This window comes from Rhodococcus sp. 06-156-4 (genome assembly GCF_002259345.1).
In the GTDB taxonomy this organism is placed as follows: domain Bacteria; phylum Actinomycetota; class Actinomycetes; order Mycobacteriales; family Mycobacteriaceae; genus Rhodococcoides; species Rhodococcoides fascians_E.
Genome location: NZ_NPGB01000027.1, coordinates 96,958 through 112,496, shown reverse-complemented (window position 1 = coordinate 112,496; position 15,539 = coordinate 96,958). Strand labels below are relative to the sequence as shown.

The 15,539-nt window shown below is 65.6% G+C and carries 13 protein-coding genes and 1 tRNA gene; 2 read left to right on the top strand and 12 right to left on the bottom strand.

The window, feature by feature from the left end:
- Positions 1-24: 24 nt before the first annotated feature.
- The gene (locus CH290_RS19285) at positions 25-615 is read right to left on the bottom strand and encodes a ClpP family protease (RefSeq protein ID WP_020112455.1); all 591 of its coding nucleotides are present in this window, start codon (positions 613-615) and stop codon (positions 25-27) included.
- Positions 612-1,256: a ClpP family protease gene (locus CH290_RS19280; protein WP_020112454.1), complete on the bottom strand. Its 645-nt coding sequence runs from the start codon at positions 1,254-1,256 to the stop codon at positions 612-614. Before CH290_RS19280 ends, CH290_RS19285 begins: the two co-directional genes overlap by 4 nt.
- 160 nt (positions 1,257-1,416) lie before the next feature.
- Between CH290_RS19280 and CH290_RS19275 the strand changes: the two genes are divergently transcribed.
- A tRNA-Met gene (locus tag CH290_RS19275) sits at positions 1,417-1,490 on the top strand.
- 63 nt (positions 1,491-1,553) lie between these two features.
- Here the strand turns inward: CH290_RS19275 and CH290_RS19270 are convergent.
- The 5 genes from CH290_RS19270 to CH290_RS19250 all read right to left on the bottom strand — a co-directional run bounded on the left by CH290_RS19270 (position 1,554) and on the right by CH290_RS19250 (position 9,387).
- A complete protein-coding gene (locus tag CH290_RS19270; protein WP_020112453.1) occupies positions 1,554-2,186 on the bottom strand; it encodes an LON peptidase substrate-binding domain-containing protein in 633 nt (210 codons plus the stop codon).
- Positions 2,187-2,188: 2 nt separating this feature from the next.
- Positions 2,189-3,106, bottom strand: a complete 918-nt coding sequence (locus CH290_RS19265; RefSeq protein ID WP_051127775.1) for an alpha/beta fold hydrolase — start codon at positions 3,104-3,106, stop codon at positions 2,189-2,191.
- A gap of 206 nt (positions 3,107-3,312) precedes the next feature.
- Positions 3,313-5,904, bottom strand: coding sequence for an alpha/beta fold hydrolase (locus CH290_RS19260; protein WP_033189031.1), 2,592 nt, complete (start codon positions 5,902-5,904; stop codon positions 3,313-3,315).
- A gap of 157 nt (positions 5,905-6,061) precedes the next feature.
- Complete coding sequence (locus tag CH290_RS19255) at positions 6,062-8,569, bottom strand: ABC transporter permease (RefSeq protein ID WP_033189054.1); 2,508 nt, start codon at positions 8,567-8,569, stop codon at positions 6,062-6,064.
- Positions 8,570-8,589: 20 nt separating this feature from the next.
- On the bottom strand, positions 8,590-9,387 hold the full coding sequence (locus tag CH290_RS19250) for an ABC transporter ATP-binding protein (RefSeq protein ID WP_020112449.1): 798 nt from the start codon (positions 9,385-9,387) through the stop codon (positions 8,590-8,592).
- Positions 9,388-9,458: 71 nt separating this feature from the next.
- On the opposite strand from CH290_RS19250, the gene CH290_RS19245 reads away from it, so the two are divergent.
- Positions 9,459-10,223, top strand: a complete 765-nt coding sequence (locus tag CH290_RS19245) for a deoxyribonuclease IV (protein WP_033189030.1) — start codon at positions 9,459-9,461, stop codon at positions 10,221-10,223.
- 3 nt (positions 10,224-10,226) lie between these two features.
- Here CH290_RS19245 and CH290_RS19240 read toward each other — a convergent pair whose 3' ends face one another.
- The 5 genes from CH290_RS19240 to CH290_RS19220 form a co-directional block, all read right to left on the bottom strand.
- The gene (locus CH290_RS19240; RefSeq protein WP_033189029.1) at positions 10,227-10,880 is read right to left on the bottom strand and encodes a condensation domain-containing protein; all 654 of its coding nucleotides are present in this window, start codon (positions 10,878-10,880) and stop codon (positions 10,227-10,229) included.
- A 95-nt stretch (positions 10,881-10,975) separates the two neighbouring features.
- Positions 10,976-11,446 carry a DUF309 domain-containing protein gene (locus CH290_RS19235; RefSeq protein WP_020112446.1) on the bottom strand — a complete coding sequence of 157 codons (471 nt, stop codon included), beginning with the start codon at positions 11,444-11,446 and terminating at the stop codon, positions 10,976-10,978.
- A 7-nt stretch (positions 11,447-11,453) separates the two neighbouring features.
- The gene (locus CH290_RS19230) at positions 11,454-12,809 is read right to left on the bottom strand and encodes a multidrug effflux MFS transporter (protein ID WP_033189028.1); all 1,356 of its coding nucleotides are present in this window, start codon (positions 12,807-12,809) and stop codon (positions 11,454-11,456) included.
- A 104-nt stretch (positions 12,810-12,913) separates the two neighbouring features.
- On the bottom strand, positions 12,914-13,855 hold the full coding sequence (locus CH290_RS19225; RefSeq protein WP_020112444.1) for an aldo/keto reductase: 942 nt from the start codon (positions 13,853-13,855) through the stop codon (positions 12,914-12,916).
- A gap of 72 nt (positions 13,856-13,927) precedes the next feature.
- Positions 13,928-15,535: an ABC transporter substrate-binding protein gene (locus tag CH290_RS19220; RefSeq protein ID WP_020112443.1), complete on the bottom strand. Its 1,608-nt coding sequence runs from the start codon at positions 15,533-15,535 to the stop codon at positions 13,928-13,930.
- Positions 15,536-15,539 lie beyond the last annotated feature (4 nt).

Below are 15,539 nucleotides of genomic sequence, written 5' to 3'. Positions count from 1 at the left end.
GGGGCGGAGTGGTCTGCAGCGCAGTCAGTTCCGATTGGTCGCGATCAGGTCTGCCAACCCGTAATCGACTGCCTCGGTGGCGGTGTAGATCCGATCACGGTCGGTGTCCAGCCGTAGTGTCTCGGGTTTCTGACCGGTGTGATGGGCGAGGATCTTCTCCATCTCCGAGCGCACGCGCACTATCTCGTCGCGTTGCAGCGTGAGATCGGAGATGGTTCCCTCACCTCCACCTGACGGCTGGTGAAGCAGAATCCTGGCGTGGTTCAGCATGATTCGCTTACCTGGTGCTCCCGACGCCATCAGCACTCCCGCGGCCGACGCTGCCTGCCCGACGCAGAAGGTGGACACGTCGGGTTTGATGTATTCCATCGTGTCGTAGATGGCGGTCATCGCGGTGAACGATCCGCCGGGTGAATTGATGTACAAGCTGATGTCGGCATCGGGGTTGTCCGATTCGAGGTGGAAGAGCTGCGCGATGACGACGTTCGCGACGCCGTCGTCGATCTCGGTTCCGAGGAAGATGACGCGTTCGGACAGGAGTCGGCTGTAGATGTCGTAGGCGCGCTCGCCGCTGTGAGTCCGTTCGACGACGGTGGGGATCGTGTACTGGCTCATGATTGCTCGACTCCCAGTCCTACCTTGTGGTGCGGTGCCGATGGTCGTATGTCGTCGAGGGTGGTGACGATGTGGTCGATAAGGCCGTAGTCCCGAGCCTGCTCGGCCGTGAACCAACGGTCGCGTTCGCTGTCCGCCGTCACCGTGGACACGTCGTGGCCGGAGTGTTCGGCATTGAGGCTGTGCATCAATGCTTTCGTGTATTCGAGGTTCTGCGCCTGGATCTCGATGTCGACGGCGGTGCCGCGGATGCCTGCGGACGGCTGGTGCATCATCACGCGGGCGTGCGGGAGGCTGTAGCGTTTTCCCTTGGTGCCCGCGGTGAGCAGGAACTGGCCCATGCTGGCGGCGAAACCCATTGCGAGGGTGGATACGTCGTTGGGTATGAGCCGCATGGTGTCCATGATCGCGAGGCCCGCGCTCACCGAACCTCCAGGTGAGTTGATGTAGAGGCTGATATCGCGGCGAGAGTCGTTGGCGGACAGGAGGAGCAGCTGCGCGCAGATCCGGCCGGCGATGCCGTCGTCGACGGCGGCCCCCAGTACGACGATGCGTTGATCGAGCAGTCGGGACGCCAGTTGGTCGTCGAACGGTGACACCGCGGCGGTGTCGCGTTCGTTCATGGTGGTGTACATGTGCATTCCTCACTCGCGAGTGTCGTCGGTCCCCATCAGGCTGCGCGGTGGGTCGGCGGGAAGGAAGGATTCTCTGCTCCGAGCAGAGATCGCTGTGGGCGTAATGCGTCTGACCAGGCGATTGGGTGTTCGGGCCCGTGGAGAGGTACGGTAGTGAAGCACCCGACGCGGGGTGGAGCAGCTCGGTAGCTCGCTGGGCTCATAACCCAGAGGTCGCAGGTTCAAATCCTGTCCCCGCTACTGAAAGAAGAACCCCCGGAAAGCATTGCTTCCCGGGGGTTCTTCCTTTGTGCGCTGAATGCGCTACTGCAGTCGAAACCGGACTATGTCGCTGACGTTGTCGATGGCGTCGGTCAGGGCCTGCAGTCGATCCGACGCGCCGAGTGCCTCGAGGACGTCCTGGCGGTCGGATTGGCCCATGGGAACCTGTGCGGCGAGGCGGAACAGGCGTTCCCCCGACGCGGCGGGAAGCTCGGAGAATTCGGGATCGTCCGGCGGCGTCGAGCCTTCCGCTTCGGCGAGAGTGCCGATCAGTCGATACAGCGCCCTGATCTGCTCCTGGAGTTCGGCGAACTCGGATTCGGTGACCGAATCCTCGGGATGATCGGGCCACGGCCGTACGTCGGCACGAGGGTACGGGTCGTCCTCGAGCCAGGCGTCGACTCGGATTCTTTCCCCTCCTACGCATTCCACGAGAAAGCGGCCGTCGCCGATGTCCTGGTGCGCGACGATGTGCGCCCTGGTGGCGACATCGTGCCGAACGTCTCCGCCTCCGGCCTCGTGGCCGCGGGCGATGAGCACCACCCCGAAGCTCGGGTCCTCGGTAGCGAGGCAGTCTCGCAGCATCTCCTGGTAGCGCGGTTCGAAGATGTGCAGAGGAAGCGGCTCACCCGGGAGCAGAACGCTTCCCAGGGGAAACATCGGAATCACTGCCACGGTCAGTCCGACGAGGCCGGCCGCGTCGACTGCGGAATCGGTGCGAGCTCGGACACCGCTGCCGTGCCGAGGAACTGGTCGAGCACCCGGAAGAACAGATCGGGCTCGTCCAGTTGTGGGAAATGCCCTGCATCGGAGAAGATCTCGACGCGCGAGTTCGGAACCTCGCGTCGAATGTTGTCCGCGTGCGACGCTGGGATCATGCGATCCTTCCCGCCCCAGACCAGGAGCGAGGGCAGCGATTCGAACTTCTCGAAATGCTGCTTGGCGCTGACGGTTTGACCGCGTGGACCGACGACGGCGCGGGTCGACGCCAGGAAAGCGGAGCGGGAGCCGTGGTCCGCCACCGTCTTGAACGCGCGCCACGTCTCGGTGGTGCTCTTACCGGGACGCACAGGCAGCCCCCATTTACCGAGCTGAGTCACCACGTTCTCGGTGTTCCTACGGACCCAGTCCGACGCCAACACCGGCAGCACCAGTTCGCTGCCCGGCAGAGTCGCAGCCTTCAGGAACAAGCTGACTTCGCGTCCGAGGCCGCCACTGCTGACGAGGGCGATCCGCTCCACGCGCTCGGGGAACAGGTAGACGGTCTGCATGACGATTCCGCCGCCGAGCGAATGCCCCACCATCGGTGCCGAACGAATGTCGAGGTGGTCCAGTAGATCGCGGATGGTCGCCGAGTGCGCACTGAGTGAGTAGTCGCCGGGTGGCTTGTCCGAGTCGCCGTGGCCGAACAGGTCCGGTGCGATGACGCGGTACTTCTCCGACAGCCGCTCGATCTGACCTGCCCAGGACTCGTGCGAGCCGAGAAGGCCGTGAACTAGGACCACAGGTGGACCGTCCCCGGCGTCGACGTACCGCAGGGTGTCCCGATGGAACTCGACCGACTCGAGCTCGTAGGGCGACGTTCGGTCTGGCATCGATCCTCCTCGCGCAGTGACTCTGGTCGTTCCGCCGGCTCCACTCCTGCCGACTTGGGTCGTTCCGCCGGCGGCTTCGATGCCCAACGTACGCGGATCGGCGTCCTCGGGACAGTCGATGCCCCGGTGAGCAGCGATGGAGGCCGTCAGTGACCGTGAGGCGGCACGACGAGAGGAGTGTCGTCGTTCCGGGTCGAGGTGCTGCACTAGTGGATGATTCCCTCGGTTGCTCGGCGTAGTTCGTGGTCGAGGATTCGAGCGACGTCCTCGGCGACCGGTTCGCGGACCATGTCGACGTGGCGGCCGTCGACATGTGTGATGGACAGGTCACCGGTGGCTATCGCGGCCCACGACCGGCGATCGTCGGTGTTCTCCGCCGTGACGATGACGCTGACCGGCCCGTTCCATGGCTTCGGACGATGGAAGCGCAGAGCGAGCGAGCCGATCGCCGCGAATGCCAGCCACCTCTCGGTCGTCGAATAACGTGCGATGCCCGCGGTGACCACCCGCGCTGCGATACCGACGCGGGTTGCGACGGTGATCTTCGGCGACGCGGCTGCACCTACGCCCGCCGGTGCAGCTTCGAGGGAGCTTCCGCCAGGAAAGCGGTCGAGCAGATGGCGGTACAGGCGGGGGTCCAGGAGAGTCAACCGCGCCACCGATCCGCCGCCGGCCCGAAGCTGGTGTGCCATCTCGAGTGCGATCCATCCGCCGAGCGAGTGCCCGGCGAGAAGGTACGGGCCCGTCGGCTGGATTCGCGTGATCTCTCGTACGTAGGTGCGGGCTGCGGCGCGGATGGTGCGGTCGGGAAGTGCCCGGGTGTCCATTCCCTTGGCCTGGATCACGTAGACGGGACGGTCCGGATCGAGCCGCCGAGCAAGCGCGGCCAGACCGACGGCGGGCACCCCACCACCTGCGACGACGAAGAGAGGCGTGAGCGCACCCGCGGTGCGCAGTGGCACCGCGATCGACTCGGCTCTGGAACGGGCCGAGTTGTTGTCGATGGACGCGAGCTTGGTGTCCACGATCGAGGCCAGACGGCGGACGCTCATGGCCCCGACCAGTTCCTCCGCCGACAGCACGATGTGGAAGGCGCGCGCGACCCCCACCGAGATACGAGTCAGAGCAAGCGACGTAGCGCCCATGGCGGTGAAGTCGGTGGTGGACCCGATGTCGTCGATCCCGTCGACCTCGTCCCGAAGGGCATCGTGGACGATGTTGGCGATCCACATCTCCGTCGCGCCGCGCGGCGCTTCCGTCACCGTGGCGGACTCCAGGTCTGCACCCTGCTCCGGCAGCCGCTGCCGGTCCACTTTGCCGCGTTCGTTGCGTTCGATCGTGTGTGTGCGCGTGATGTTCCGGGGAACCATCCACGTGGGGAGCTGGTCCTGAATGCGCGCCCGGACGTAGGCACTGTCCCGTGTGTCGCTGACGAAGAACGCATCGAGGTGAGGTTCGTCGTCGGTCGAGCGGGGAACGATCGCCACGTCTCGGACGCCGTCGAGTCCGCGGATTGCTGCTTCCACCTCGGCGGGTTCGACGAGGTATCCGCGGATCTTGACGGCGTCGTCGGCTCGGCCGAGCAGGTGCAGCTGTCCGGTCTCGTCGAATCGGCCGAGATCGCCGGTTGCGTAGCGCATGAGCGGCCCGTCGCTCGCGAAGCGGGATTCCGTCAGGTCCGGGAGACCGAGGTAGCCGTCGGACAGGCATTCCGCGGAGACGCGGATCTCCCCGGCCACTCCGGCCGGTGCGAGCGTGCCCACCGGGTCGACGACGTCGACGATCTTGCCCTTCGGGAGGGTCGTCGCGGTGAGGAAGCCCGACGGCAGGGGGTGGTCCGATCGGTACTCGCCGTACGCCACGCCGCCTGCTTCCGTGGTTGCGTACCAGTTGACGAAGGTGGCGCCGCTGCCGAGTGCGCTACGGAATCCGATGACGTCCCGCGAGTGCAGGGCTTCGCCGTAGGTGGTCACGACGCGCAGCGACGGCACGGCGTTGTCCGGGAGCGGGACGATGGCGTCGGACGGGCTTTCCCCTGCTCCCCCTCGGAAGCTCCGTACCAGCGAAGGTGAGCAATGCAACGTCGTCAACGACGACCGTTCGATCCACTCGGTCAAGGTGGTGGGCAGGACGGTGCGTGGGTCCGTGCAGTAGACCGTCGCACCGCTGAGGATGCCGGCGAACAACGTGTTCAGGCCCGCACCGAAGCTGACCGGCAGGGCGTTGCCGACGCGATCGCGGGAGGACAGGCCGAGTGCCGAGCTGACCTCGTACGCCTTGGTCAGGCACATGCGGTGGCTCAGCAGCACGCCTTTGGCGGCACCGGTGGAGCCCGAGGTGTATGCGATCAAGGCCGTCCGGCTGCCGGTGAGAGAGGGCAGCGGCATCGCGGAATCCTGCGTGGTCGCCAGGTCCGCCCGCTCGAGGCGGAGCGCCGCTGCCGACTCCACGATGCGATCCGCGCGGTTGGCCGGCAGGTTGGAATCCAACGGAACCAGAGCGTGGCCCGACGCCATCACCGCGAGCATCGTGGCGATCGACTCCGACGTGGAGGCGGCCTCGACGGCGATCGGGCGAGGATCGTCCCCTGCGAGCTGCGCGATCTTCCTCGCCGACGCATAGGTGCGGTGCAGGAGTTGGTCGAACGTGACCGCCCCGTCCTCGGTGTGGACGGCGACGGCGTCGGGCACCGCGTGAGCGACCTCGCAGAGTCGGTCGAGAAGGGTGTCCCTGGTGCCGGGTTTGCACAGCGGTGCAAGCGGCGCGTGGGTGGGCGCTTCCAGCTTGTGCACCGACATGGTTGCTCCTCGAGTACGGCGTTCCTTGCGATCGCTCTACCGGGAAACCACCCTGAAAACAATCGTAAAGTCTGTTTTACTCCGTACAAGGTAACTCTGCGGTCCTTTTGGCTGCAACTTTTCGTTCGATCGACCGACGAGGCCGCCACGACCCGTCTCATGGTTCCGTGATTGCCTCCAGAGGTCGGGTGCGGGCGGCGCGCACCGCCGGCCAGAGTGCCGCGAGGACTCCGACGACGGCCGAGCCGAACAGCATGGCCACTATCTGGCCCCACGGAACGGTCAGGAGACCGAGACCTTCGTCGCGCAGAGTTCTGACGAATCCCCATCCGAAGGCCACGCCGAGGCCGAGACCGACGATGGCCCCGAAGAGCGCGATGAGCAGCGACTCCAGATAGATCGTGCGCCTGACCTGGGGGCGCTGCATGCCGACGGCCCGGAGCATTCCGATTTCACGGCGTCGTTCGACGACCGACAGAGCGAGAGTGTTGACGATTCCCAGCACGGAGATGACGACGGCGAGCGCGAGCAGCCCGTAGAGGACGGCGAGCAGTGTGTCGATCTGCTGGCCCTGCGACCCCTTGAATTCGTCGCGATCCTGGACCTGAACGACGACGAACGGCTTGGTGGCGGCTTCCAGGTCGGTCCTGAGCACGTTCAGGTCGGTTCCCGCAGCGGCGCCGACGAGCACGACGATGTCCGACCGGACGATGCTCGGAGTCACCTTCTGGTAGACGTCGTTCGAGATCATCCACTGCCCTACCAGCGGGTTGTCCTCGTAGACGGAGGTGACCGTGACGGGAACCTGCTGCCCGTCGACCGACGTCATGTTCACGATCGAGCCGAGCGCCCACCCCTCGTCGCGCGACGCGGAGGACGACACTGCGATGCTGTCGCCTTGCAGCTCCGGCGACCCGGCGACGACGACGCTGTCGAACAATCCTTCCGGGCTCCCTTCGAGCGCGACGCCGAAGGCGGGCTCGTCGTCGATGTCCACCGACACCGGGTGAAGTACGGCGACGCGGTCGACCCCGTTCACTTCCCGGGCGGCTGCGGCGGCTCCCGTCGGGATTCCGATCGACGGTGGGCCGCTGAAGATGTAGTCGGCTTCGATTCCGTTGTCGACCAGGGCGTCGACGCTCGCTTTGGCGGTCGAGCCGAGGACGCCGATGACCGACACCAGCATCAGCCCGAGCATGAGAGCGAAGGCAGTGGCGGCCGTACGCCGGGGATTGCGGACCGAGTTGGTTCGGGCCAGGCGTCCGATCGGGCCGAACGGCCGCGTCAGAACCGAACCGAGGGCACCGACGACCGGCCGGGACAGTGACGGTGCCGCCAGCGCGACGGCGACGATCACCGCCACGGCACCTGCGCCGACGGTCGCTGCGGCAGCGCCGCCGGTGGATTGCGCTCCGATGACGACGGCAGCGGCGCCGATCGCGCCGATCACGACGCCGATCCAGGTGCGCACGCGCAGACTGTCACCGGCGGAGGCGAACTCCTCGCGCATCGCCGCGATGGGTGGCACCTTGGCGGCACGACGAGCGGGTGCGTATGCGCTGAGCACGGTGACGACGATGCCGACGGCGAAAGCGACGACGACGGTTCGAGGTTCGAGTGCCAGTGCCCCCGAGGGCAATCCGAGGTCGAACGCGTTGAGCAGTGCGCGCAGGCCGTAGGCGAGACCGATGCCGCCCGCGAAGCCGATCGCGCTGCCGATGACACCGACGACGAGAGCTTCCAGCACCACGGAGCGGCTGACCTGGCCGCGGCTGGCGCCGATCGCGCGGAGCAGAGCGAGCTCGCGAACGCGCTGGGCGACGATCATCGAGAAGGTGTTGTAGATGATGAACGTGCCCACGAGCAATGCGATCGCGCCGAATGCGAGCAGGAAGTAGTTCACGAAGGACAGGGCTTGTTCGATCTCGGCCTGTGCTTCGTCCCGGACGTCGTCCGCGGTCTGCACCTTCGAGTCGGGTAGGGCGGCGGCGATCTCGTCCCGAAGCTCCGTCTGCGACACGCCTGTTCCGGCGATGTCGTAGTACTGCACGTGCTCGCCGTCGGAGAACAGTTCGTCGGCCTGGCCCTCGGTGAACTGGATGCCGATGTACCCGCCGGATTCGACGGCGGTGTCGTAGATCCCGGTCACGGTGACGTCCACGGTGCCTTTCGACGGCACGAGGACCTGCGTGGTGTCACCCACGCTGAGCCCGGAGCGCGTGGCGCCGCCCTCGTTGATGACGACGTCGCCCGGTGCCGTGGGCGCTGAACCTGCGATGAACACCGCGTCCTCGCCCAGTCGCCGCTCGGGCGGTAGGTACGCCTCGCCGATAGTCGGCGCGCCACCGGTCTGCACGGCAGCGCCCGAGGAATCCAGTACGACGATCTGACCGCTGACATACGGTGCGACGGCACGAACGTCGGGTAGGGACGAGATGACGTCGGCTGCGGAGACAGGGACGCCGCTCGAGCGTGCGTCCTCGGCACTGACACGGACGTCGGCGCCCTGGGCAGTGTCGGAGAAGATCGACGAGAACGTTCGTTGCAGTGTGTCGGTGAACACGAAAGACCCTGCAACGAAGGCGGTTCCGAGCACGACGGACAGGACGGTCAGTGCGAGTCTGACCTTGTGGGCGGCGAGATTGCGCAGTGAGACCTTGCGCATGGGATTGGTCGAAGGCATGGTCAGGCCGTTTCCAGACGCTTCATGCGGTCGAGCACGTTCTCGGCGGTCGGGTTCGCGAGGTGATCGATGACCGAACCGTCGGCGAGGAACACGACCCGGTCGGCGTAACTGGCGGCGCGGGGATCGTGCGTGACGATCACGACGGTCTGGTCGAACTCGTCGGCGGCAGCGCGGAGGATGCTCAGCACCTCACCGGACGAGCGGGAATCGAGGTTGCCGGTCGGTTCGTCGCCGAAGACGATATCGGGTCGTCCGGCGAGTGCACGTGCGCACGCGACGCGTTGCTGCTGGCCACCGGACAGTTCGCTCGGCCGGTGGCCGAGACGGTCACGTAGGCCGAGTCGGTCGACGACGGTGTCGAGCCACTGCGGGTCGGCCTTGCGCCCCGCGATGTCCAGCGGCAACGTGATGTTCTCCAACGCCGTCAGCGTGGGCACGAGGTTGAACGACTGGAACACGAAACCGATTCTGTCTCTGCGCAGTCCGGTCATCTGCTTGTCGTCGAGATTGGTCAGCTCGGTGTCACCGATCGTGACCGTTCCCGAGGTGGCCGTGTCGAGACCTGCGAGGCAGTGCATCAGCGTCGACTTGCCCGACCCCGACGGGCCCATGATCGCCGTGAACTCGCCGCGGGCGAACTCCACCGTCACGTCCCGCAGCGCATGGACCTGAGTGTCGCCGGAACCGTAGGTCTTGGTGAGGGCGCTCGCCCGGGCGGCAGGAGTGGAGCCTGCGGAACGACCCGGGTGGCCAGGAGTGGAGCCTGCGGAACGACCTGAGGGTCCTGTGTCAGTCATGGCATCAGTGTTTCAGTGTTTTCTGCATTTCCATATCGGGGAGACCACCCATCCGCCCCTAGTATGGAGAGATGCGCATCGGAGCACACGTTCGTGACAGTGCCGACCCGCTCGGTTCTGCGGCAAGCCTCGGGGTCGATTTCGTTCAGATGTTTCTGACCGACCCGCAGAAGTGGAACAAGCTGACACCGCATCCGCAGGGTGAGGAGTTGAAGGCGAGTGACGTCGACGTCGTCGTACACAGTTCGTACGTTCTCAACGTCGCCAGTCTGAACAACCGGATCCGCATTCCGTCGCGTAAAGCGGTGATCGAGCAGGCGTCTGCTGCGGCCGACATCGGCGCCATCGGATTGGTCGTCCACGGCGGACATGTCCGCGACGGTGAGGACACCGCCAAAGGATTCGAGAACTGGCGCAAGCTTTTCGAGCGCCAGGCCGACGACGGTGGTTTCGCGGTGCCGATCTTCATCGAGAACACTGCGGGCGGGGATTTTGCGATGGCCAGGCATTTCGACGACATCTCTCGTCTGTGGGATGCCGTCGGAGAATTCGGTGCAGGTTTCTGCCTCGACACGTGCCATGCATGGGCGGGTGGGGAGGAATTGGTCGGTGTGGTCGATCGGATCAAGGCCATCACCGGACGAATCGACCTGGTGCACCTGAACAATTCACGCGACGAGTTCGATTCCGCTCGTGACCGCCATGCGAATCTTGCCGACGGAACCATCGACACCGACGTTCTGGTCGCGGTCGCGGAGGCATCGGGTGCGCCGGTGATCCTGGAAACTCCAGCGGAGGGACTCGCGGCCGACGTGCAGTACCTGAAGTCGCTCTGAGGTTCAGGACCGAACGAACGCCGAGACGGTCTTCTCCCAGAACCTCTCGAAGTCGTCGACGTCGGCGCGAGTGAAAACTCGGCTGTTCCAGCGGAACTCGGCGTCGACCATGACCACTCCGTCGAGTTCGGACACGCTGCACGTGACCGAGAGGTTGTGGCGAAGGGGATCGTCGTCGCCGGGCGCGGTGATCGCGGCGGCGTCGGGCTCGAACGAGAACGCGATCTGCGCGCCGTGCTTGCGGGCGAGGGCGGGGGCTCGCTTCGCGGTGACGTAACCTGCGCCGCCGTCCGGGACGGCGGCGATGCGGCGTCGAACTTCGGTGAGAATCGTGCTCGGCGCGCCGGTCACCGGCAGCCGAACCGGGTACCGGGCATGGTCCTGCCCCACGGTGCTGCACGGAAGATCCACGAGAACTCCGGACGAGGAGCAGCGGCACCGGTCGCTCTGCCACGCGCCGACGGTGGCGGCGAGGACGGCCAGGAGCGTCGCGGACGTCGGGTGCTCCGGCGCGGCCCATTGCGTGTGCGTCTCGGTGACGACGGACGAGAAGACGGTGTCGATTCGTTCGTCGGTACGCCTGCTGCCGAAGGTGCGTTCCTCGGGCGTGAGGACGGCGACCCAGTACGGAGCCTCCACTGCAGATTGCCCGAGCATGCCGACACCACCTCGAAGTTCTCGTCTAACTGTCGCAAGCCTTACCTAACCTTGCGCCACTGTAGCCAAAGCGGCGGGCATCGCCAAACGCGGGCTCAGGAGAGTAGACGAGGAACGGTGGGATCAGGCGGAAGAGCGCCGGCGTCGAGCTGGTCCTGTATGCCTTCCGACCAGCTGAGCAGCCCCGAGATGTCGAGCCCGTACGGTGGGTCGAGTTCGTAGTCGCGGATCCGGTCGTGCCCCTGTCTCAGCAGGGACTTCGCGCCGACGACGTTACCGCGGAGCACGTGAGTCAGTCCGACGGCGAGCTGGGCGAGGCCCTGCCAGAGTCTGCGTTCCGGCTCGGGCGCGTCCTTCCACGTGCCTTCGAGGATTTCGTGAGCGTGGAACGGCATCGACGCGTCGAGCAGCTTCTGCGCTCTCGTGATGGCCTCGTCGGGAGGCAACCTCAGATCGTCGGGAATGCGTTCGACGCCGACGGCGCCCCGCGCGAGCGGCCTTCCCAGGCCGTCACGGGGGCGCCCGTTGAGCGGTTTGCCGGTGGCGTCGCGTTCACGGTCCGGCACTCGACTCTCACACCTCGCTGGTAGACGTTTCCACGGACTTCGCTCGTGCCGTCTGGGCTGCCCCCTCAGGAGACTTTCGGTCCTCGCTCGCGTGGACCGTCCGACTTGCCTGGGCTTCCGGCTCGGACCGGCGTCCGGACTGTCGTGCGGAGGTGACCGTCACGCCGATCAGGGCCAGCAGGGCGATGGCCGACACGGCAACCATCGTCAGCGATACTGCCACGTTGTCGTTGCCGAGCGCACCCACGACGGGAGCGATGATCGCACCGGAACCGAACTGTGCGGCGCCGAGGAGTGCGGCTGCCGTTCCGGCTGCTTCGCCGTGTCGCGACAGCGCGAGGGCAGGCGCGTTGGGCATCACGAAGCCGACGGCACCGAGCACGAACCACAGTGGGACGAGGAAGCCGAAGATCCCGCCGATCCCTGCAACCGCCAGGATCGTCATGACGAGAGCCGACACCACAGCTGCCGACAGTGCGCTGATCACGATGCGTACGGGAGTGAAGCGTCCGAGCAGCACGACATTCAACTGCGAGGCGCCGATCAGCGCGATCGCTCCGAGCGCGAACACGATCGCGAACTGCTGCTCGCTGAGACCGAACTCGTCCTGCAGCACGAAGGACGATCCGGCGATGTACGCGAACATTGCCGACATCGCGAGGGCGGCGACGAGGACGAGTACGACGAACTGGCCGTCGCGCAGGAGGCCGCCGTACGTGCGCACGACGGGCATGACGCCTCGGCTGCGACGACGCTCGGGCGGCAGGCTCTCGCGCAGAGCGAAGACGGCAAGAGTAAGCAAGGCGACGCCGAGTACGGCGAGGACACCGAACACCCACCGCCACGTTCCGACGATGAGGATGCCGCCGCCGATCGACGGTGCAAGTACGGGTGCGACGCCCATGACCAGCATCAGACGAGACAGGACGGTTGCCGCCGCCCGACCGGTGAAGAGGTCACGAACGACTGCCATGGCGACGACCGCCGCCGCTGCCGCACCGAGTCCTTGCAGGCCACGGAACAGTCCGAGGACCGGGACGTTGGGAGCGATGACACAGAGAAGGGATGCGCCGATGTGCACCGCGGTGCCGACGATCAGCGGAAGGCGTCGCCCCACGATGTCGGAGAGAGGTCCGATGACGAGCTGGCCGAGCGCGAGCCCGATCAACGTTCCGGTGAGCGTGAACTGCACGGCGGCTGCCGACGAGTTCAGATCGTCGACGATGGACGGCAGAGCGGGAAGGTACATGTCGATCGTCAATGGACCGAGCGCGATCAATGCGCCGAGCACCAGAATGATTCGCAGGCGCTCGGCGGAGGTCGGTTCTGTGGATGCCGACACGGCATCGGTTGCTTGCGTCACCCAACCGTCAGCAACCGACGCCGGCGCGTTGTTCCCGACTCTGCGGAAAAGTTCCCGGTGTGGCAGAGGTTACGTATCCGAGAAGGCCGGGAGCGGAGCCCTGCTCAGATTCGTCCGGACACCTCGGTGAGTCGTGCGATTTCGTCGGAGGCGAGCGACAGACGTGGTGCGTCGAGCAGTGCGGGTAGTTGAGAGATCTTGCTGGCGCTGGCGATCGGTGCGGTGACCGTCGGCTGTGCGAGAAGCCAGGCGAGTGCGACGGTGGAGATCTCCGCGTCGTGAGCATCGGCGATCTCGTCGAGTGCGGTCACGACGTCGAGGCCTTTGTCGGTGAAGTATCCCGTGGCGAGCCGCTCGCGTGCCTGTCCTTCCAGGTCTTCGCGAGTGCGGTACTTGCCTGTCAGGAAGCCCGCTGCGAGCGAGAAGTACGGGAAGACGCCCAGGTTGTTGTCGGTGGCGAGTGGTGCGAGTTCGCTCTCGTACTCGCGGCGCGTGACGAGGTTGTAGTGCGGCTGCAGCGCGATCGGCTTGGCGAAACCATGCTCGTCGGCGAGCGACACCCACTCGCGGATGCGGTCGGCGGAGTAGTTAGAGATGGCGACGTACCGCACCTTCCCGTCTTTGACGAGTTGGTCGAACGCGGCGAGGGACTCGACGAGCGGGGTGGACTCGTCGTCGTAGTGGGCGTAATAGACGTCGATGTGGTCGCTCTGGAGTCGCTTCAGCGAGGCCTCGGCTGCAGCGGCGATGTTCTTCGGGGCGAGGCCCTTGAACTCGGGGTGCTGGCTCACCTTGGTGGCGATCACGACGTCGTCGCGGTTGCCGCGCGCGGCAGTCCACTTACCGATGATGGTCTCGGATTCGCCGCCCGAATTACCGTCGGCGAAGGCGGAATAGGAATCGGCGGTGTCGATGAAGTTGCCTTCACCTGCCGTGAACGCATCGAGGATCTCGAACGACGCTTTCTCGTCGCTCGTCCAACCGAACGTGTTTCCGCCGAGAGCGAGGGGGAAGATGTCGAGGTTCGAGTTTCCGATGGCAACCAAGATGACTCCTTATCTAGGCGAACTATTCCTGTGTGGCAACGCGGGGAGGTCGCCGGATTGTTCCCGCGAGTGTCATTCCTCGATCCACGTATCCACGAACGACGGCCACCACGGTGCCTGGAAGCTCAGCCCGTGCACGGTCGACGGGGCGGCTTGGGTCTGGCTCCCTTCGGTGATCGGGAATGCGTAACCGCGGTCGACGATCGTGTCCTGAATGCGGTTGGCGAGCTCACGGCGGGTGACATCGTCGAGCTCGGACGCCTGCTCGCCGAGGAGGTGTTCGAGCTCGGGGTCGTAGGAGGACTTGAAGTAGTTGCTGTACGTCGGGTCGAACGCGGACACCAGCACGTCGGCATCGGGCCGAGTCAGGTTGCCGTACTGGAGCTGCCATCGACCCGACGAACGGTTGGCGGTCACCTCGGCGGCGGTGAGCTGCTCGAGCTGGAAGTCGATGCCGATCTCTCTCAGCTGCTGCTGTGTGAGCTCGTGGATCGGCTTGTCGCCGTTCGCGCTGAATTGAATTGCGACGCTCAGCTTCCGGCCGTCCTTCTCGCGAATGCCGTCGGGGCCTTCGGTCCACCCCGCGTCGTCGAGGATTCGACGCGCCTCGTCCTGGTCGGCTTTTAGGGCCTCGGACAGATCCGTGTAGTCGGGGTGCGTCGAGGACAGCACGCTCGTGGGAACCGTCTGGAACTCGTTGAACACCGTGTCGTGAATTTCATGGCGATCGATGCCCAGCTGCAACGCTTTTCGGACGGATTCGTCGGCGAGGATCGGGTCCGTCACGTTCGGGTAATAGGTGTAGACGACGCCCGCCGAGGAGCGGGAGACGATGTCGAAGCCCTGTGCCCGAATGGAGTCGACGTCGTTGCTCGGTACGGTCGTCGAGACCTGGATCTGACCGCTGAGCAACGCTCCGGTTCGGACGAGGTCTTCCGGGAGTATCTGGAACGTCACGCGGTCCAGGTAAGCGGGTCCCTCGTGTGCGTTCTTCGGCGAGGACCATCGGTAGTCGTCGCGGCGCTTCACGACGAACTTCTGGTCTGCAACAACTTCCTCGATGACGAACGGACCGCTTCCGATGACGCCCTGCGCCAGTCGCTCCTCGGGTGTCCTGGTGGTGATGGTCTCCGGTGCGATGATGCCGAGCGGTTTCTCCGACAACGCCTGCAGAAAGCCGGCTTTCGGGGCGTCGAACTCGACTCGGAGCGTCAGCGGATCCACGACGACCGACTCCCGATAACCCTGAAGGTATGCGGAGGACTGAAATGCGCGCCCCTGCTTGCCGAGTTCCACCACGTTGTCGAAGTTCAGCTTCACGGCTTCGGCGTCGAGAACTTCGCCGTTGCTGAACGTGACTCCGTCCTTCAGCGCGAAGGTGTAGGACGTCCCGTCGTCGCCGATCTTCCACGATTCCGCGAGCCAGGGTACGACCTCACCGGTGTCGGGGATCTGCTCGGTGAGATTGTCCACGATTTCGACATTGGCGAAGTTGCACCCGGACGTCTGTGCTTTGTCCCAACCGCAGGCAGGAATGATCCCCACGGTGATCTCCCCGCCCGACCGGGGAGTCAGGCCCCCGTCGGTGCTGGTGCTGGTTCCTGAACTGCACCCGGCGAGAAGCGCACTGGCCGCGGCGATCGCAACCGCCGCCGCCCGCAGACGTGGGCCGAGACTCATGACG